Below are 18,738 nucleotides of genomic sequence, written 5' to 3'. Positions count from 1 at the left end.
CAAGAGATTCGTATGGATCATGAACAGATCTTTACCTGGCAGATGTTGATCATTTTCGATCAGTTTCAGATGTCATGTCAGTCTTGCCTGGGGTCCCGCGCCTGCGGGGTCGACTCGAGCAGCCGATCCGCCGAGCTGCTCACGACATGACTCGAGGCGTGACGCGTAACTGCTGGTCAGGGGCAAGAAGTTCGTGTCGTGACCGGAGCCGTCAGTGTGTCGAGCCGTCCTCTGAACACCCCCCGCGTAGGCCCGGTGTTCGGATCGTCCAGTACGCGTGGGTAACCGGGAAGCGGAAGCAGCCGCCTCGTGTCCGCCTGGTAGTGCCTGACCGCGGGGGCCGGTTTCACACCTGCGCAACTGCGCGTTTTACCCCCCGGCTTTTCCTTGTCATGTTGCGCATGTGGCAGTGAAGATGCAGGGCGAGCCGCGGGCGCGCTGGTGCGCCGCTCAACTGACGCCCCACTACCGGGCCCGGGCTGCGCCGGGCCGTCGGAGGCACTTGTCCATGCCATCACACATACGTCATCGCCTTCGCCGTAGACCCGGCCACACCGGTCCGATCGCGTTGCTCGCTGCGACGGTCCTGCTGTCCCTCGGCATGACTTCGCCGGCACATGCGGGCCAGCCACCGATCGTGGGTGGTGAGGCCGCGGAACCGACGACGGACACTCCCGCGCTGGTGGACGGGTTGGCCGACTCGGTGGACGCGTCCGTGTCTGCCGCGACCGCGGCCCGTACGCATCTGGCGGGTCACAAGGACCGGTACCACATTTCCTCTCCCGACCGGGATCTGGTCGCGAACACCGTGACGGCGGACGCCGACGGCGCAGAAACGGTGCGTCTGGACCAGAAGTACCACGGTGTCCCGGTCCTGGGCGCCCAGTACGTGGTGCGCATGACCCACAAGAGCGGGAAGCGGACGGTCACCGGCACGTCCGGTTCCTACTTCACCGGCCTCGATGTCGACACCGACCAGGGGACCCTTCCCGCCAAGACCGCCGTGGACGACGCGGTACGGCACGTGCGGAGCGAGCTGGACAGGGGCGGCTACCGGCCCAGTCACGCCAAGAACGGCACGGCCGTCCTGTCGGGCGACGACCAAGGGCTGACGATCCTGCCCACAGGCAAGGGCGTCCTGGCCCGCCATGTCACCGTGAGCGGCTCCGACCCCGCCACCGGCACACCGCTGGTGCAGGAGGTGTACGTCGACGCGGTCACCGGTACGGCGCTGTTCGAGTCCGGCGGGTTGCCCACCTTTACCGCGCCAGGACAAGTGGCGGGCGTCCACCCGAGCGGCACGCCGGCGAAGCAGAGCAGGCCCGACCGATCCGCATCCGGCTCCGAGGCGGCGAGCATCACCGGTAGCGGCACCCTGCTCAACGGCTCCACTGTGCCGCTGTACCTCACGAAGGACGCCGCCACCGGTGCCTATCTGCTGCGTGACACCGCGCACATGGCCGACACCAAGGGCCACAACGTCATCCAGACCTGGGACGCCTCCAGCCTCTGGTACCAGGATGTCTCCGGCGTATGGCCGGACGGCGTCGTGCCCTTCGCCTCGCCCACCTCGAAGGTCGGACCGGAGCTGACCTCCGTCGGCGCGGTCGACGCGCACTGGGCGGCCGGGAAGGTGTACGAGTTCTACCGCGACACCTTCCACCGAGACAGCCTCGACGGCCACGGCATGGCGATCAACTCCCTGGTCGGCGTGACCGACTACGGCAGCCCGTTCGTCAACGCCTTCTGGGACCACACAAAGATGGTGTACGGCACGGGGGACGACGAATACCGCTCACTGGCCTCCGATCTCGACGTGGTGGGCCACGAGATGACCCACGGCGTGGTCGAGCACACCGCGAACCTCGTCTACTCGGGTCAGTCCGGCGCGATGAACGAGGCGCTGGCCGACTACTTCGGCAACGTCATCGACGTCACCGTCAACCACACCGCCATGAGCGATCCGGAGGCCGGACTGATCGGCGGCGACCTGTGCCGCACCCGGACGCCCGAGGAGTGCGCCTTCCGCGACCTCAACGACGGCGCCACGACGGCCCACTTCCTCGGCCTGCCTCTTGGCGCGGCCGGTGACAACGGCGGCGTGCACCTCAACTCCACCATCTTCAGCGGCGCGTTGTGGGACATCCGGGAGAGCCTCGGCGGCGCGCTGGCCGACAAGATCGTCTACCGGGCGTTGACCTCCTACATCACCCCGCTCGACGGCTTCGAGGAGGGCCGGGACGCGGTCGTCGCCGCGGCCAGGTCGCTCGGTGTGAAGGGCGCCAAGCTGACTGCCGTGAAGGGCGCCTTCGACGCGCACGGCATCGTCCCGGGCTGGGAGAAGGGTCTCGGCCTGGACAGCAATGTGCTGCTCGGCAGGCTCGGCACGCTGCCGCAGTACGTGGGCACCGGCAACGCGCCCGGCGCCGGGGGCGGTTGGTGGGCGGCGCCGAAGTCCAGCCCCGACGGGGTCGACCCGTACTCGGTGTGGGTGGGACGCATCGACGGCAAGGGCCGGCCGCACCAGGTCTCCCCGGACGACGGCCGCAGCCACATGAGCGCGGTCACCGACGGCAAGCACGTCGTCTGGGTGGCGGTCGGCAACGTCCCCGACGACCCGTGGTCCCACACGTACGACATCATGTCGGCGCCGGTGCAGGGTGGTAAGCCGAAGACGCTGTTCAGCGCCCCTTCCGAGGTCACGGGTGTGAGCATCGACGGCGGCACCGTGGCGTGGTCCTTCCGGGACCCGGCGAGCGGGCTGCAGCGGGTCTCCTACCTCAAGGACGGTGCCACCGTCCCGCAGCAGGTGCCAATGGCCCGTGACCACAACCAGGCTTCCCAACCGGCCCTGAAGAACGGGCGGATCGCGTACATCGAGGACGGCTTGTTCGACGGGACGTACGGGGTCCGGATCCAGATGTACAACATCGCCAACGGCACAACCACGGCCCTGGGGGCGCCCTCGCAGCCGGAGTGGATCAGTACCCCGGTCATGACCTCGTCGGATGTGTACTGGCTCATCGACACCGACTACACCGACCAGGACCAGACCACATTGCGCCGGGCCCACCTCGGCGGCCCTGACGGTGCGGTGGTCACGGATGTCATCCCGGAGAAGAGCGACCGTGCCACACCGGCCTACGGCCTCACCGCCACGGATTCCGCGGTCACGTTGACCGTCTACCCCTCATGGGGCCAGGTCTTCGACGACCCCAACGACTCCCTGGCCAAGCTGTACCAGTACACCCCGGACGGTGCCCCGCTCGGTCGTGTCTCCTGCAGCGTCGGCCAGCAGTCCAACGCGGTGGCCGGCACCGGCAGTCGTGTGCTGTGGATGGACACCACGACGACCGACACCGACCTGGTGACCCGGAACCACCCGGCGGGCAGCTGCGCCTGAGCACTGCGTGCGACAACCGGTCCCGCCTTGTGTGTGAACTGTCCACCAGCACACAAGGCGGGACCATCGCCCTTCCAGAGGGTATCGGCACCCACTTCCAGTAGTTGCGGTACGCCGAGTGCTGCTGGACGACGGTCACCGGCCGGGCTGTCCGCGGCCGGTTTTGCCGTCCCCTCACACGTGAATCGAGAGGACGCCGACGGCCGCCTGCCCCGCAGGACGCTGCTGCCTTGCTGAACTGGAAAAGAGCTCACCTCTGGTGTGGCTCTGTGTTCAGCCGAGCGGGCGCAGGCCGTCACCGCCGATCCGGTATTCCGGGACGCTGCCGGGGTCGTCGGCCAGGTCGGTGACGGCCTTGGCGACCTGCTCCGGAGTCAGGATCGGCTGCAGACCGGCGGCGAAGGTGTCCGGGTCGACGCCCTGCTGTGCGGCGTAGCCTGCGACGCCGACCGAGCCGAGGGCGGTAGCCGGGGTCAGTTGGGGAAGCAGGGTGATGAAGCGGATGTCGAGCTCGGCACGGCGGGATTCCTCGGCCGCGTAGCCACGTAGGTACTGGATGGCCGCTTTGGCGCTGGCGTAGCCGCCGCTGAGCGGCGATCCGACCAGTACGGCGCCGCTGGAGATGCTGACGACCACGCTGCCCGGCGCCAACGGCGCCAGCAGCGCGGCACGGGTCCAGGCGAAGACGTGCCGGGTGTCGGTGTGCCAGTTACGGCTGAATGTCTCCCACGTTTGTTCGTGAACGGGGGCCATGTGCGGGGCTGCCCCGGCGTTGAGGACGAGGAGGCGCGGGCCGTGTTCGCGGATCGTCTGTTCCGCGACGGTCTCGTCGGTGGCGTCCGCGGTGAGGGGTGTGAAGCCCTCGCCGAGTTCGTCACGTACGGCCAGCAGGTCCCGTTCGGTGCGGGCGATGCCGATGACGTGGGTGCCCGCGGCGACGAGCGCAGCGCTGATGGCGCGCCCGAAGCCGCGGCCGGCACCGGTGACGACGGCGGTCTGGCGGGGATCTGACATGGCGCGGAGGGGATCGGGCATCGGGCACTCCTGAGGTGGTGGTCGGTTTCGGTTGGATATGCAGACCAGCCACCGGAGAAGAAGTAGTCGCCCTGGCAAACACGCGGTATGTGATGTGGGTCATATCAGGGTCGATGGGTGTTCAATCCGGGACGGCAGTCCGAACCGTGCGACCAGACTTGCGTCATGGAAAGCCGTGACCTCGGCGATCGCCGGGCCGCGCAGGGTGAGGACCTGGACGCCGTAGGCCCTGCCGGCCGCGTACGAGGCGAAGCCGGGCTGTCCGTTGGCGCGCAGGGGGAGCAGCCGGACCGGCTTGCCGCGCAGGCGGGCGGTGAGCAGTGCGATGACGTGGTCGCGGCCGGCGAACCAGGCAGGATTCGGCGGCATCTGCCAGACCGCGTCCTCGGTGAGGAGGCGGGTGAGGGCGGGGATGTCGGCGCGTTCGAAGGCGTCGGCGTAACGGTCGAGCAGGTCGCGCTGCTCCTGTTCGGGTGGCTCGGTTATCTCGTCGATCGCCGGGGCCAGCCGCTCCAGACGGGCGCGGGCGCGCTTCAGCGTGCTGTGGACGGCGGCGGGGGTTACGCCGAGGACGTCGGCAGCCTCCTCGGCCGACCAGGCCAGTGCGTCGCGAAGGATCAGCACCGTTCGCTGCTGTGCGGGCAGATGTTGCAGGGCGGCGATGAGAGCCAGCCGTAGACCGGCCCGTCCGGAGACGATCGCCGCGGGATCGGCGCGCTCGTCGGGGATCGGCTCCAGCCAGGCGATCTCCGGATGCCGGGCGGTCGGCGCGATCGGGTCGGTGGCGGGGGCGCCCAGTCCGGCGGGGAGCACCCGGCGGCTGCCGTGCCGTAGTGCGTTGAGGCAGGCGTTGGTGGCGATCCGGTACAACCAGGTGCGCAGTGAGGCACGGCCTTCGAATTCGCCGTACGATCGCCAGGCCCGGAGGTAGGTCTCCTGCACCAGGTCCTCGGCGTCCTGCAACGACCCCAGCATCCGGTAGCAGTGGGTGAGGAGCTCACGCCTGAGTGGCGTGGTCAGGCGGATGAATTCGTCACGCTGTTCTTCGATCACGGTCACGCGATGTCCCTCCCTTTCTTGTACAGACCCGCCGGGCCGCCGGAATTCGTCGGACCGGGCCCGACCAATCGGGATGGGCCGCCGGTCGGTACTGGCATGAACAGAAAATGGGTGCTGGGGCTCGCGTCCGCGGCCTCGGTGATGGTGGCGCTCGACGCCACGGTCGTGACGACGGCACTGAGCCGGATCAGGCTGGATCTCGGCGCGTCGATGGAACAACTCGAGTGGACGGTGAACGCCTACAGCCTGAGCTTCGCCGTCCTGCTGATGACCGGGGCCGTGCTGGGCGACCGGTTCGGGCGTCGGAAGGTGTTCACCACCGGGCTGGCGCTGTTCACGGCGGCTTCGGCGGCGTGCGCGCTCGCGCCGGGAGTGGGCTGGCTGATCGCGGCACGGGCGGTGCAGGGTATCGGTGCGGCCCTGGTGATGCCGTTGGCGATGGCATTGCTCAGCGCCGCCTATCCGCCGCAGGAACGGCCGCGAGCGCTGGGGCTTTTCGCCGGGCTTACCGGGCTCGCGGTGGTGGCAGGTCCGGTGGTCGGCGGCGCGGTGACGCAGGGGCTCGCCTGGCAGTGGATCTTCTGGCTCAACCTCCCGATCGGTCTGACCGTCATCCCGCTGGTCCTGCGCCGGGTCCCGGAGAGCCGGGGCATCGCGGGTCGTGTGGACGCCGGCGGGCTGGTGCTGGTCACGAGCGCCGCGCTCGGGCTGGTGTGGGGTCTGGTCCGCTCGTCCGCCGCCGGGTGGGGCAGTGCCGAGGTGGTCGGGACGCTGATCGCGGGTGCGGCCTGTGCGGCCGCTTTCGTGGCCTGGCAGCGGGTCGCAGACCGGCCGATGGTGCCGCTGCGCCTGTTCCGGCTCCCCGGGTTCGCGGCGGGAAACGCCGCGGGGTTGTTCCTCTATGCCTCCCTCTACGGGTCCTTGTTCTTCGCCGCGCAGTTCTTCCAGATGGGGCGCGGTGACCGTCCGCTGGCCTCCGGGCTGCATCTACTGGCTTGGACCGCATCCGTGACGATAGTGGCACCCCTGGCCGGACGTCTGACGACCCGGATCGGCGCACGACCGCTCGCCTCACTCGGGCTCGCCCTGCAGGCGACCGGCATGGGATGGCTCGCCCTCGTCGCCACACCCGCCCTGCCGTACTGGGAACTGATCGCCCCGATGCTCATCGCGGGAGCCGGCGTCAGTATGGCCATGCCCGCCACCCAGACGGCCGTCCTCAACGCCGTCACCCCCGAACAACTCGGCAAGGCATCCGGCGTGTTCAACACAGGCCGGCAACTGGGCGGCGTCTTCGGAGTCGCAGTACTGGCCCTCGCGTTCAGCAGGACGGGCGACTACTCGGGCCGGGCCGCCTTCACCGACGGGTTCACCGCAGCGATGACGGCCAGCGGCGCGCTGTCGCTTGCGGGGGCGCTTGCGGCACTCGGGATCCCGGGGCGCCGCTCGGCTACGCCGTCTTCCACACCACCCGCCCCCGTACTGACGACGAACCGCTGACCTGCTCGGTCATGGCGGGCGGGCGGCGGCAATCATACGTCTGCCCGCCCGCAGTCCGTTGTCGACGGAGCCCGGTGGCCAGTACGTTCGTCTCGCCAACGGTTGAGGCGTCTGGGGGGCTGGTGCTGGACACGCTGGTGACGACGGCTGCGGTGGCTCTCTTCGCCACGATGCGCGTTCTGGGCGGCGGTACCGTCACACATCGCGCACAGGACCGCCAGTGGCTACGTGACCGGCAACTGATCGCTTATCGGGAGCTGTTCGGCCACTGTGCCAGGTTCACGATGGAACTCAGGCGAGCGCACACCGATGAACGCGGCTGGGACCACGACTGGGGTGAGTGGAGCGCGGCCCTGACGCGGGCGATGTCGTTGACGTTGGCGGCGGTCGTGATGATGTGCAGCGTGGTGCCCTTGCCGTCGCAGATCAGCTGGTGCTTGCTGCCTGTCTTCCGCCGGTCCACCGGCGACGTACCGGTCGCGGCTCCCCCTCTTTCGCGCGCGTGGGAGCCGTCCGCGCAGGCGCGGGTCGTTGGCGGTGCGCGCCCCGAAGGCGCGATGTCCTTCGGGGCGCGGGGCAGGGGTTTGCGGTTCAGGCGTTGTAGCCACCGTGGGCGTCCAGCACGGCGCCCGTGACGTACGACGCGGCGGGGCTCGCCAGAAAGGCGATCGCCGCGGCGATTTCTTCGGGGTGACCCATGCGTTGCAGAGACAGCGAGCTGACCAGGGCCTTGAGGGTCTCGGGGTCCGGCGCTTCCATGCCGCCCTCCATCAGTCCGGCCTCCACGACGTTGGCCGTGATGTTCCGGGGCCCGAGGTCCCGTGCGACCCCCATGGTGTACCTCTCGATCCCTGACTTGGTCGCCGAGTAGTCGGCAGCTCCCGGGACACCGACCCGGGAGCCCAGTCCGGAACTCACCGTGATGATGCGGCCGCCCGCGCGCAGCACTCGGGAGGCGGCCCGGATGACGGCGATCACGCCGAGGTAGTTGGTGGCGTGCATCCGGTCCAGTGCGGCGGTGTCGGTGTCCGGGTCGTCCACCGTGCCGGCCGCGGAGATCGCCGCGTTGTTGACGAGGATGTCCAGGCCGCCGAAGTGCGCGACCACGTCGTCGATCAGCGCCGGCGCCCCACTCATGTCCGCCTGGTCGGACTTGAAGGCGACGGCCTTCGCTCCCTTGCTGTGCACCTCGTCGACGACAGCCTGCGCCTGCTTCTCGGAGCTGACATAGGTGAAGGCGACGTCGGCGCCCTGCTCGGCCAGCAGTCGTACGGTCGCGGCTCCCAGTCCGCGCGACCCCCCGGTGACCAGGGCGACCTTGCCTGTGAGTGGCTTGCTCATTCTTTTTCACCTCGTTGATTGAATCTTCCCGACAGTCGGAACGTTAATTGTTACGACAGGCTATTGCAACCTTCTCTGTTACGACTGTGCTGTCGTAACATGGAGCGTTGCGGCCGAGAGGAGGGGTTCATGAGTGCCAACAGCAGGTTGACCATTGCCGCCCATGCGCTGGCCTGGATCGGTCTCTACCAGCGCCAGGGTCATGAGGTCGCCACCTCCGAGCAGATCGCGACCAGTGCGAACACCAACCCCGTGGTGATCAGGCGGCTGCTCGGCGAGCTGCGCAGGGCCGGGCTCGTGGAGTCCCGGCGGGGCGTGGGCGCGGGCTGGTCGCTGGCGCGCGAGCTGGGGTCGATGACCCTGCTCGACGTGTACGAGGCAGTGGAACCCGGCCCGCTGTTCGCGATGCACCGCACCACCCCGGACCAGGGATGCGTGGTGGGTTACGGTATCCAGCCGGCGATGCAGGGCATCTACGAGGGCATCGAGGAGACCCTGAGACATGAGCTGGCCCGCGTCACGCTCGAGAACGTACTCCGGGACGTACTCGCGGCACCTCGCTAGCCCTCCCCGTTACGCCCTGACATCACCAAGATCCCCCTCCATGCCCAGGCCAGTGAACAGCCCGGCAACCAGTCACACCGAAGACCGATGCAGTACTAGACCCCTCTAGGCCGTCCTCTAGGCCTTGACTGGTGCGGCCGACCTGGCGGCCTGCTCGATCTTCGCGCAGTAGGCTGCACGGGCTTCCTCGTCGATCTGCTTCTCGTGTTCGGCGCGCAACCCGGTCCGGCCGTCGAGGCCCTCGCGGAGGATATCGGCGTGCCCGGCATGCCGGACGGACTCGCCGAGGACATGGACCATGATGGCGAACAGGTTCGCGTCGGCATAAGGCTCCGGCCACCACGGCACGTGGCCGGGGGCGTCGAGGGGGAGCTCGTTGATCGTCGCGTCCGAGTGTTCCCACGTGCGCCGGTAGAACCCGATGATCTGATCGCGGGTCTCGTCCTCGGTCGCCCACAGATCGCTGCCGTTGGAGTCCTGCCACCGGGGCAGCGGTTCCGGGGAAGGGCGGTCGAAGACCTCGCCGAAGTATCTGGCCTCGAGGGTGGCCACGTGTTTGACCAGGCCGAGGAGGTTGGTCCCGGTCGCTGTCAAAGGTCGGCGGGCGTCGTATTCGGACAAGCCGTCGAGTTTCCAGAGCAGCGCCTTGCGGTCCCGCCGCAGTCTCCCGTGCAGGTTGTCTTTCGCGAATTCATCGATCATGCGGCATGAGCCTGCCATGGGCTGCTCGTGGTCTCAAGATCCCGTACGTGGTCCGCAGCGACTGGCAGAGCCGAGGCCTGACCATGGCCGCCGCCCTGACCTGCTACAAGAAGCTGCGGATCGAGCCGCTGCTGCCGAAGCGGGAGTGTAGGTTGCGCTACCCGGGCCGTAAGCCGCTGCCGGACCGGCAGGTGCTGTGCGGGTTCCTGTACGTGCTGCACACGGACATCCCGTGGGAGTACTTACCTCGGGAGCTCGGGTGCGGTTCGGGCATGATGTGCTGGCGCCGGCTGCGGGACTGGAACGAGGCCGGGGTCTGGCAGCGGCTGCACGAAGTCCTGCTCGCCGAGCTGCACGCGGCAGGGAAGTTGGACTGGTCCCGCTGCGTGGTCGGCTCTTCCCACGGCAGGGCGTTAAAGGGGGGCTCGCGACGGGTCCGTCGCCGGTCGACCGGGCCCGAGTGGGCTCCAAGCATCACTTGATCACCGACGGACATGACACCCCGCTGGCTGTGATCTTGACCGACGGCAACCGCAACGATGTCACCCAGCTCCTGCCCCTGCTGGATGCTGCCCCGCCCGTCCGTGGCCAGGTCGGCCGGCCACTGCGGCGAGCGGTCAGGCTCTTTGCGGACCGTGGCTACGACCACGACAGCTACCGCAAGCGAGTCCGTGCTCGCGGCATCCTGCCCGTCATCGCACGGCGCAGCACCGGGCACGGCAGTGGTCTCGGCGTTTACAGGTGGGTGGTCGAGCGGACCTTTGCCTGGCTGCACGGTTTCCGCCGACTGCGGGTGCGCTGGGAACGACGCGCGGACATGCACGAGGCGTTCCTCAAACTCGCATGCTGCTTGATCACCCATCGCCAACTCACCTCATTGTGTTAGCCGTTGCAGGTCCTTCAACGTGTGGGCACGGCCGGGCCCCACTGTCCAAAGGGCCCGGCCGTGTCTCTCACACCAGGAAAAGACGGCATGCGAGATCACTGTATGCGCCGGTCGGGATGCCGTGAGTGACAACGCGCAGGCGACCGATGCCGACGGGCTTGGCCTGCAGTCTGCTCCAGTCAGTCAGTTCCTCGCAGCCCTGGTAACTCGTGACTCGGCATGTTGTGCAGTTCAGCAGCGGCCTCGGCTCGTTCGGGGCCGTCTGACGCGTCGCGGAGGAGCGCGGCAGGAGCGGTATGACGCTGCTGACAGCGGACACGAAGGTGACGGACCCGGTCCTGTGGCGGTTCGCCTACGACACGAGCCGCCGGCTCGGGGCGCCCCTGACGATGGTTGCTGAGGGGCGTACACCGTGCGAGGTGTTGCGGGACGTCCGGTTCCTGGGCAACGGCCGCATCACGCCGTGCAGGGAGTTACGACCAGGTCGCGGATTGCGTTCCCGCCTGCGCAGGACCGCTGTTGGAGGTGATGGGAAGTGTCATGGTCCTACAGGCGGGTTGGACGATGATGCGGCATCTCGACCGAATCTGCTGCTGTGTGTGGGTGAGGAGGCCTTGCGGCGCACGGGAAGGGGCGCGGGAGGCGGTTTTGCTCCCAGTGTCCGCGACATGGGCGAGGGATTCGTCTGTGCTCCGGCGGTCACTGCGCTTCAAGGAGAGCCATGCGATACACCACACTGTCCGGCATCGCCGCCCTGGCCACGTTCGTGGTCAACGGTGTGAGTGCGGTACCGGCCGTGGCGGCCCCCGGTATTTCGGTGACGTGCAGCACCACGGCCCTGACCACGGTGCTCGCCACGGCGCCGGCGGGATCCACGCTCGTCCTCGCCCGTCACTGCACCTACCACCTGGCCACCGCCTACGCCGGCGCCGACGGACTGCCCCCATCGACAGGCAGCTCACCATCGAGGGCCGCGACTCCACGATCGTCCGCGATGGGCTGACGGCCGGTGCCTTCCGCATCTTCCACGTCACCTCGACGGGTGACCTTCGGCTCGACGACGTCACGATCCGCGGCGACAACGCGCCCGATGCGGGGGGAGGCATCCTCGTCGACAGCTCGGCAATCTGAAGCTCGACAAGGTCACCCTCGACAACAACCAGGCGGACATCGAGGGAGGCGGCGTGTTTGTCGTGGGTGGCGCCACGGCGTACATCACCTGCAGCGAGTTCACCTTCAACAACGCGGGAGAGGGCGGAGGCCTGCAATCGGACGGCACCGTCACCACCGACAGCGTCGAATTCACACACAACAACGCCGGGGTTGGCTGGGCCATCGGTCACGAGGACGGTAACGCGGTCTTCCGCAATACCACCCTGAAGAACAACACCAGCAGCCTTGACGGCGGTGGCATCGACACAGAAAGCGGCCCCGTCCAGTTCATCAACAGCAAGATCATCGGCAACACCACCACAGGTGCGCAGGGCGGCGGGATCTGGAACGCGGTCTCGCTGACGCTCATCAAGACCGAGGTCTCAGGCAACGTCGCAGGAGGGTCCAACGGCCAGGGCGGCGGCATCTACGACAATCCCGCCGACACTCTGGTGCTGCGGGACAGCTCGGTCGACCGCAACAGCGCGAACGGCTCCGGCACGTCACAGGCCGGCGGCATATACAACCTCAGCGCTGCGGTGACGCTCGATCACAGTGAGGTGAACAACAACGCCTCGACCGTCGCACCGGGCGGCGTGTGGACCGACACGCAGTTCACGGTGAACCGGTCGGAGATCCGGCGCAACATCCCCACCAACTGCGCGGGCAGCTCCGCCATCGTCACCGGCTGCGTCGGCTGACACAACCTCTGATGCCGCGCCCCGCACCGACCGCCGACTCCGGTGCGGGGCGCCAGGCTCAGCACATCAGAGGGCCAGCGCGGGCACGCACCTGCCCCGACAAGTCGGACAACGCTCGACTCGCCGCCCGGACACGGCTTCAGCTTCGATCCACCTCATTCTGTTAGCCGCTGTAAGGGCGTGCAGATCTTTAACTCGTGGCTTTCTGCTTGGTGATTCGTTGGTCTGGCATGAGCGGGTTGGATGGGCAACGGGCCGCGCTGGCAGCCAAGTTCAAGGCGATTTTGCCGCACCTCGACGAGCGGCAGCGTCGCCTGCTGATAGGGGCGGAGGCCCAGTCCCTTGGCCACGGCGGGATCAGAGCGGTCGCTCGTGCCGCCGGTGTCCGTGAGGCCACTGTGTCTGCCGGAGTGCGGGAACTCGGCTCCGGGGAGGCTCCGTTGGGCCGTGTCCGTCGGCCCGGTGCCGGCCGCAAACGCGTCGTCGACCGCAACCCAGCCGTTCGGGAGGCACTCCTCACTCTGGTCGAGCCCGACGTCCGTGGAGATCCCGTGTCGCCGCTGCGCTGGACCACCAAATCCACCCGCAAGCTCGCCGAGCAGCTGACCCGGCAGGGCCACAGGATCTCCGCGGACACGGTGGGCGACCTGCTGCGCGAGGAGGGCTTCAGCCTGCAGAGCAATGCCAAGACGCTGGAAGGCAAGCAGCACCCCGACCGGGACGCGCAGTTCCACTACCTCAACGAGCAGGCCCGCGACCACCAGGATGACGGTGCTCCGGTGATCAGTGTGGACACGAAGAAGAAGGAGCTGGTCGGCCCGTTCAAGAACAACGGCCGTGAGTGGGAGCCGAGAGGCGAGCCGGTGCGGGTCGACACCCACGACTTCCCCGACCGCGTGCTGGGCAGGGCGGTGCCCTACGGCATCTACGACGTCGCCGCGAACACAGGCTGGGTCAACGTCGGCACCGACCATGACACCGCCGCGTTCGCCGTCGAGTCGATCCGCCGTTGGTGGAACGGAGCCGGGCGGGCCACGTACCCGGCGGCCGGCCGACTGCTGATCACCGCCGATGCCGGCGGCTCCAACGGGTATCGCACCCGCACGTGGAAGACCGAACTCGCCCGGTTCGCCGCTGAGACCGGCCTCACGATCACCGTCTGTCACCTGCCTCCCGGGACCTCGAAGTGGAACCGAATCGAGCACCGGCTGTTCTCCCACATCACCATGAACTGGCGCGGCAGGCCCCTGACCAGCCACGAAGTCATCGTCGAGAGCATCGCGGCGACCACCACCAAGACCGGCCTAACCGTGCACGCGGAACTCGACACCAACCCGTACCCCACCGGCATCCAGGTCAGCGACGACGAGATCGCCTCCCTGCCGATCACCCGCCACCGCTTCCACGGCGACTGGAACTACACCCTCCACCCCCAGCATCCGATAGACGCGGCCACGACCAACAGCACGTCGGAGGCCCCGGCGGGCAGACCGCCTCGCCTCACGCGGCGTTCGCTGCAGGACCCGGAACTGACCGGGATGACCCGTCAGCAGTTCAGCGAGCTCATCGACGCGCTGACTCCAGCGCTGGAGGTTCAACGCGAGCAAGTGCTCCGCACACGTCGCGGTCACGAGCGCCTGGTGGCCCCCGGCACAGGTGCCAAAGCCAAACTCACCCCGGCCGACCGGATCCTGGTCACCGTGCTCCATCTGCGCAAACTCGCGACCATGGACCTTCTCGGCCAACTCTTCGGCGTCACCGCTATGACCATCAGCCGCGCGAAACAGGAGGTCCGCCCACTCCTGGAAGCACACGGCCACCACATCAACACTTCTACCGCCCGCCTCCGCACACCAGCCGACGTCGCGACGTTCCTCGCTCCCGACCCCACCCAGACCAAGGTCAAAAAGACGAGTTAAAGATCTGCACGCCCTAAGCCTGATTGCGCCTCCGGAAGTTGCGACCGAGATCGACAATTTCGCCCGCGCGATCAATTCCTTCCTGAACGGAGTGGCGCGCAGTCGTGACACGGCGCGGGATCCGATGAGTCCGGAGGAGTTCGAGCACGCAAGACAGGCACTTGCGGGGGCGCAGGTGAAACTGGTGAACGCCGCACGCAGATCCCGAGGGACGATCAAAAAGGACTGACCTTCGGTCTCGGTGGATGACGGCGGGCACTCCCGTGGGAGTCCCACCGAGCGTGCGGTCAGAACCAGTGGAGACAATGCGGCGAACGCTCGGCACGGAAGAGAGTGTCAGCGAGGATGGCCGCGCCGGGGCGGTGGGCTCGTATGTGTCCGGCACGTATGAGCGTGCTCGGGGCGGTGCCGCCGAGATAGACCGAGCCCAGGTCGCTCAGGTCCAGGGACAGATCGGGATCTCGGTCCGTCGGGACGCACTCGGCCTTGCCGTTCCGGACAGTCAGTAGGTAGCGGCCGTGCTCGCCGAGGAACGGGTCGTTGACATCGAGGACGAGCTCCCCGTCCACGAGCCAGCCGCGCGCGGTGAGCGCCCGCGGGACATCCAGCAGCCGTACCCAGAGCCAGTCGGTGTCGTCACTCACCTGACCGGCGCGGAAGTCTGCGAGCTGCCAGCGCAGCGGGTGATCCGGTGGGAAGTGCTTGAACACGACCTGTTTGACCAGGTCGTGTCCGAGCACGAACCGCGCCAGGGATGTGAAGGCGGCGTCGTCGGTCGCGATGGTCTCGTCGACCATCAGGGTGTTGGGATCGGTGACCGAGTAGCTGGCGTACCCGTCCGGGACGCCGTCGGCGTCCCGGTGGACGGCTACGTAGCGCGGAGCCGGAGCCACCGGAGGCTGTCCCGCACTCAAGGCCCACCATCGATGCGGACGGGACAGCGCACCGGGCTGCGCGCGACGGTAGCGGTCGTAGACGTCTTCCAGGATCTCGACGCACTCGGCACGCCGCCGCAGCTCGACCGAGCCGGTGTCCAGTCCGGTTGCAGGGCTGTCGGCGGTGGCGTGAGCCCGGGGGAGGTCGAGGGCGGCCTGGTGGCGCGGGACCGTGAGCCGCTGCGTGTAGGTCGCCGGTCCGTAGCCGAACCTGCGGTAGATCCGGGCCTCCGAAGCCAGTAGCACGGAGAGGAACTCACCTCGGGTCCGCAGCTCGGCGAGCTGATTGCGCATCATTGCGCTGAGCACGCCTTGGCGTCGGTGCGAGGGCAGGACGCCGACGGCGGTCACCCCTGCGGCCGGAACGAGAACCTCACCGGGCAGGGTGAGTTCGAAGGAGTACGCACCGGCGGTACCGATGGGCCGCCCGTCCGCCGCCAGGGCAAGGAGGTTGCGGTCCATTTCGAGCGCCGACCACCAGACCCCACCGTTCTCGGTCGGGGTTTCCGGGAAGCGCCCGAACGCGGCATGGAGTGTGTCGACGAAAACGTCGAGGTCCTGGTCGGTCGTGGGACGGATCTCCATAGCTGCCGCTGCCCCCCGGGATTCCGGCACCACGGCTCGTAGTGCCCGCCACAGTGCAGCGTTGACCCGTGGCCAGGTCAACTGAATTTCGGTCGGATCCGCGGCCTGTCGCAGCACGGACCTATGGGGGAGTTGCGGTCTCCGGGTTCGACGGCGCTGATCCCCGCTGCAACGCGCACGGGGGCTCAGCCCTCGGCACCACGGTGGGCGTTGGCCGTGATCGTGTCGGAGGCCGTAGGAGTGTCGGATTTGCCATAGCTGACTCGGGTCGTGGTCCCACCGTCGCTCGGCTGGTTGCATCTCTGGACGGCTGAACAGTCCCTCATGCCCGGACGCTCCCATGCGGCATCGGGCAGCCCGCGGTTCCGCATCATTACGCAAACCAAGAAGGAGCGACCTGTGAGGGGCATCCGGGTCGCGGGGCAAGCGCGCCATCGGTCGCGTCGTGCTGGATCGCTGACGTCGGGTGGTCGGCTATCAGGCGTTGGCGTCGTCCGGTGGCCTGTGGGTCGGAGTGAGGGGGCCGTTGGTGGTGGTGATCGTGGTGAGGGGATACGGGGGGTGGTTGGTGCCGGGGAGGGCGAGGAGGGGGGTGTTGTCGGATTGACGTTGGCCGGTGTAGTGCCAGGTTTGCCCGTGGCGGTCGGTGTGGGGGTGGGTGAGGTCGTAGATGCGGCCGTGGTGGTAGTAGGGATCTTTGGCGTTCTGGGTGGCTTGGTCGAGGAGTTGGGGGACGTGGTGGGCGGTGAGGTGGATGGGGGTGTCGTTGATGTGGCCGGTGGTGGTTTGGGTGGTGCCGATGCGGTGGGTGGGTGTGTCGAGTGCGTTGATGGCAGTGAGCCAGTACTCCCAGTCGTTGAGGGTGGCGGCATTGATATGGATCGTGACGTGGTCGTGGTGGGGGGTGATGTGGGCGAGTTCGAGCCGGTGAGCGTGGTTGGTCTGAAGCTGTGTGGCGGTGGCGGCCGTGTGTTGGACGCGGTCCGGGTCGGGGCCGGTGGTGTGGGCGGCGAGGGCTCCGTCCGGTGTGTGAGTGTCTGACGGCGCACCGTCGGGTGAGCCGGCTTCATCGGGTGAATGGGCTTCGCTGGGTGTGGTGGTGCGGGCCCAGCGAGGTGTGCGGTGAGTGGTGCGGGGGAGGGTGATGGCACCGCGGAGCATGGGACTGGGGGTGGGGATGCTGACGGGTGTGCGGTCTGTTCCGACCAGGACGTGCTGTGGCGCGAGAAGGGCGGTGACGCCCTGACGGTTGTCCGGTGGGTCGGTGGGGGTTGGGATTCTGTCGGGTGGGTCGTTGGGCGTGTGTTGTGCGCCGTTCGCGGTGAGGTGGGCGGCGAGGAGGTCGGAGAGAGTCTGCGGAGGGTCGGGGTGCAGGGCGTGGAGATCGGCAAGAGTTTGGGGCGGTCGGGTCTGGGCGTGGGGTGTGAGTTGTGGTCCGGGTTGTTCCGGTAGCGGGGTGAGCGCTTCGGCGGTGTTGACGTCCGTCTCAACGGGACTGGGTTCGTGAGGTGTTGGAGGGGGTGTGGCTTGGTGTCGGTGGGGGGTGTGGGTGAGGTGGCCTCGTGCGGAGAGGTCGGCGATGAAGGCGCGGGCGAGTTCGGCGAGGCGCTGGGTGAGGTCTTGTTCGATGTCGGTGTGGTGGTCGGGGGCGGTGGTCATCTGACTCTTCCTTCTGCCGTGATACGGGTGTTCGGTGGTCGGCGCTGCGTTGTACAGATGCCTGTCCTGCTGGTCACTTAGGTCTGAGTGCCGCACAGTGGCCGGGGGTGTGCGGGCTCCGGGCGCGGTGGTTTTCCGTTGCCCGTTCTCGTTGTGGTTTCTGTGGATGTGAGGGGTCCGGGATCGCGTAGGTCTTGCGGAGGGTGTCGAGGGCGCGCCATTGGAGGGTCTTGACGGCGGCGTTGGTGGTGCCGAGGGTCTGTGCGGTCTCGGTGACGGTGAGTTCGTTGAGGAACCTGAGGCGGATGACGGCTTGTTGCCGCGGGGTGATGCTGCCGAGGGCGTGGTGGAGGTCGTGTACGGCGAGGGTGGCGAGGGCGGTCTCTTCGGCGGTGTTGGCGGGGGCGGTCCAGGTGTCGTGGACGTGGGTGATCTGGTCGACGTAGGTGAGTCGACGGGTGGCGGCGATCTTGTAGTGGTCGGCGATGGTGTTGCGAGCGATGGTGCAGAGCCAGGCGCGAATGGAGGTACCAGTCCAGGTGAAGGTGGTGATCTTGGTGAGGGCTTTGACGAAGACGTCGGCGGTCAGGTCCTCGGTGAGGGTGGGGTTGGACCTGACGCGGTGGTTGATGAACGTGGCGATCATGTCGTGATGCCTACGGTAGAGCTCGCCGAATGCGTCCGGGTCGCCTTGTTGGGCACGGGCGATGAGGGTGGATTCGGCCTCTTTGTGACGCGGCGTGGTGCGTGTCTTGGTGATCAAGGGTTGCTCTCTTGTGTGGATGATGGGTGGCCGGGTTGGTGGCTGCCGGCCGGAGGCGGGATGGCCGGCCTGCGGCGTGTCAGGCCGTAGCGCGGCGTGGTGGACGCTGGGGTCCCCAGGCCGGGGGCTGCGGCGGCGCGGGTCGGATATCAGGGCGATGTGATGCCGGGGCGGGCCTCGGCGGTGCCGGTGAGGCATGGGCCTGAGTGATGGTGCCGGGACTCGCTCTACCTGGACCGCAGTTGTGACGGGTCGGCGTGGATGCGTGACGGGGATTGAGTGGTGCCCCGGGGGCCGAGTCGGCATGGGTGGTGCCGGTGTCGGCCGTATGTGGCTGGGCGTGCGGTGGTGCAGGGCTGGGGATGTGGCCTGACTGACGAGTGCTGAGGTGTTTCCGCGTCAGTTGGATGTGGCGGGCCGGTGTGTGGCCGAAGTGGTGTGTGGGTCGTTGTAGACGAGGGTGTCGAGTTGGATGTTGTAGGCGTGGTGGAGGGTCCAGAGGGTGGTGAGGCTGGGTTGTTTGGTGCCGGCGGC

General features: G+C 68.0%; 15 protein-coding genes. 7 read left to right on the top strand and 8 right to left on the bottom strand.

Annotated features, from left to right (window positions below):
* Positions 1-601 precede the first annotated feature (601 nt).
* Positions 602-3,403: a M4 family metallopeptidase gene (locus ADL25_RS38370; protein ID WP_159045104.1), complete on the top strand. Its 2,802-nt coding sequence runs from the start codon at positions 602-604 to the stop codon at positions 3,401-3,403.
* A gap of 273 nt (positions 3,404-3,676) precedes the next feature.
* Here the strand turns inward: ADL25_RS38370 and ADL25_RS38365 are convergent, their stop codons facing one another.
* Positions 3,677-4,438 carry an SDR family oxidoreductase gene (locus tag ADL25_RS38365; protein ID WP_199839284.1) on the bottom strand — a complete coding sequence of 254 codons (762 nt, stop codon included), beginning with the start codon at positions 4,436-4,438 and terminating at the stop codon, positions 3,677-3,679.
* Between the two features lie 99 nt (positions 4,439-4,537).
* A complete protein-coding gene (locus tag ADL25_RS38360; RefSeq protein ID WP_059132545.1) occupies positions 4,538-5,497 on the bottom strand; it encodes a sigma-70 family RNA polymerase sigma factor in 960 nt (319 codons plus the stop codon).
* Positions 5,498-5,593: 96 nt separating this feature from the next.
* On the opposite strand from ADL25_RS38360, the gene ADL25_RS38355 reads away from it, so the two are divergent.
* A complete protein-coding gene (locus tag ADL25_RS38355; RefSeq protein ID WP_059132544.1) occupies positions 5,594-6,997 on the top strand; it encodes an MFS transporter in 1,404 nt (467 codons plus the stop codon).
* A gap of 247 nt (positions 6,998-7,244) precedes the next feature.
* Here ADL25_RS38355 and ADL25_RS52430 read toward each other — a convergent pair whose 3' ends face one another.
* Both ADL25_RS52430 and ADL25_RS38345 read right to left on the bottom strand, forming a co-directional pair.
* Entirely contained in the window at positions 7,245-7,460 is a 216-nt protein-coding gene (locus ADL25_RS52430; RefSeq protein WP_079050874.1) for a hypothetical protein, read from the bottom strand.
* 128 nt (positions 7,461-7,588) lie between these two features.
* Positions 7,589-8,338, bottom strand: a complete 750-nt coding sequence (locus tag ADL25_RS38345; protein ID WP_059132543.1) for an SDR family NAD(P)-dependent oxidoreductase — start codon at positions 8,336-8,338, stop codon at positions 7,589-7,591.
* Positions 8,339-8,467: 129 nt separating this feature from the next.
* On the opposite strand from ADL25_RS38345, the gene ADL25_RS38340 reads away from it, so the two are divergent.
* The gene (locus ADL25_RS38340) at positions 8,468-8,902 is read left to right on the top strand and encodes an Rrf2 family transcriptional regulator (RefSeq protein ID WP_014182561.1); all 435 of its coding nucleotides are present in this window, start codon (positions 8,468-8,470) and stop codon (positions 8,900-8,902) included.
* A gap of 117 nt (positions 8,903-9,019) precedes the next feature.
* Here ADL25_RS38340 and ADL25_RS38335 read toward each other — a convergent pair whose 3' ends face one another.
* Positions 9,020-9,604 (bottom strand): DinB family protein, encoded by a 585-nt coding sequence (locus ADL25_RS38335; protein WP_059132542.1) that lies wholly within the window; start codon positions 9,602-9,604, stop codon positions 9,020-9,022.
* 83 nt (positions 9,605-9,687) lie between these two features.
* Between ADL25_RS38335 and ADL25_RS47245 the strand changes: the two genes are divergently transcribed.
* The 4 genes from ADL25_RS47245 (at position 9,688) to ADL25_RS38310 (ending at position 14,262) form a co-directional block, all read left to right on the top strand.
* Positions 9,688-10,490 (top strand): IS5 family transposase gene (locus tag ADL25_RS47245; RefSeq protein WP_420711412.1). Its coding sequence is split into 2 segments (ribosomal slippage): positions 9,688-10,030 and positions 10,030-10,490, totalling 804 coding nucleotides; the frame shifts between segments, so codons are not numbered across the junction.
* 721 nt (positions 10,491-11,211) lie between these two features.
* Positions 11,212-11,493 (top strand): hypothetical protein, encoded by a 282-nt coding sequence (locus tag ADL25_RS38320; protein ID WP_059132541.1) that lies wholly within the window; start codon positions 11,212-11,214, stop codon positions 11,491-11,493.
* A 181-nt stretch (positions 11,494-11,674) separates the two neighbouring features.
* Positions 11,675-12,343: a hypothetical protein gene (locus tag ADL25_RS38315; RefSeq protein WP_059132540.1), complete on the top strand. Its 669-nt coding sequence runs from the start codon at positions 11,675-11,677 to the stop codon at positions 12,341-12,343.
* 230 nt (positions 12,344-12,573) lie between these two features.
* Positions 12,574-14,262, top strand: a complete 1,689-nt coding sequence (locus ADL25_RS38310; protein WP_059132539.1) for an ISAzo13 family transposase — start codon at positions 12,574-12,576, stop codon at positions 14,260-14,262.
* Between the two features lie 287 nt (positions 14,263-14,549).
* Here the strand turns inward: ADL25_RS38310 and ADL25_RS38305 are convergent, their stop codons facing one another.
* The 3 genes from ADL25_RS38305 to ADL25_RS38295 all read right to left on the bottom strand — a co-directional run bounded on the left by ADL25_RS38305 (position 14,550) and on the right by ADL25_RS38295 (position 18,204).
* Entirely contained in the window at positions 14,550-15,782 is a 1,233-nt protein-coding gene (locus tag ADL25_RS38305) for a GNAT family N-acetyltransferase (RefSeq protein WP_059132538.1), read from the bottom strand.
* Between the two features lie 477 nt (positions 15,783-16,259).
* Entirely contained in the window at positions 16,260-17,441 is a 1,182-nt protein-coding gene (locus tag ADL25_RS38300; protein ID WP_059132537.1) for a BN159_2729 family protein, read from the bottom strand.
* A gap of 73 nt (positions 17,442-17,514) precedes the next feature.
* Positions 17,515-18,204, bottom strand: coding sequence for an RNA polymerase sigma factor (locus ADL25_RS38295; protein ID WP_063805821.1), 690 nt, complete (start codon positions 18,202-18,204; stop codon positions 17,515-17,517).
* Positions 18,205-18,738 lie beyond the last annotated feature (534 nt).

Source organism: Streptomyces sp. NRRL F-5122, assembly GCF_001507435.1.
Taxonomy (GTDB): domain Bacteria; phylum Actinomycetota; class Actinomycetes; order Streptomycetales; family Streptomycetaceae; genus Streptomyces; species Streptomyces lannensis.
The sequence above is the reverse complement of the archived record's forward strand: the minus strand, read 5'-3'. Positions and strand labels throughout refer to the sequence as shown.

Excerpts from the sequence above, each read along its gene's own strand:
- ADL25_RS38370 (WP_159045104.1), top strand. The coding sequence starts at position 602 with ATGACTTCGCCGGCACATGCGGGCCAGCCACCGATCGTGGGTGGTGAG.
- ADL25_RS38365 (WP_199839284.1), bottom strand. The coding sequence starts at position 4,438 with ATGCCCGATCCCCTCCGCGCCATGTCAGATCCCCGCCAGACCGCCGTC.
- ADL25_RS38355 (WP_059132544.1), top strand. The coding sequence starts at position 5,594 with ATGAACAGAAAATGGGTGCTGGGGCTCGCGTCCGCGGCCTCGGTGATG.
- ADL25_RS38345 (WP_059132543.1), bottom strand. The coding sequence starts at position 8,338 with ATGAGCAAGCCACTCACAGGCAAGGTCGCCCTGGTCACCGGGGGGTCG.
- ADL25_RS38340 (WP_014182561.1), top strand. The coding sequence starts at position 8,468 with ATGAGTGCCAACAGCAGGTTGACCATTGCCGCCCATGCGCTGGCCTGG.
- ADL25_RS38335 (WP_059132542.1), bottom strand. The coding sequence starts at position 9,604 with ATGATCGATGAATTCGCGAAAGACAACCTGCACGGGAGACTGCGGCGG.
- ADL25_RS38320 (WP_059132541.1), top strand. The coding sequence starts at position 11,212 with ATGCGATACACCACACTGTCCGGCATCGCCGCCCTGGCCACGTTCGTG.
- ADL25_RS38310 (WP_059132539.1), top strand. The coding sequence starts at position 12,574 with ATGAGCGGGTTGGATGGGCAACGGGCCGCGCTGGCAGCCAAGTTCAAG.
- ADL25_RS38305 (WP_059132538.1), bottom strand. The coding sequence starts at position 15,782 with ATGGAGATCCGTCCCACGACCGACCAGGACCTCGACGTTTTCGTCGAC.
- ADL25_RS38300 (WP_059132537.1), bottom strand. The coding sequence starts at position 17,441 with ATGACCACCGCCCCCGACCACCACACCGACATCGAACAAGACCTCACC.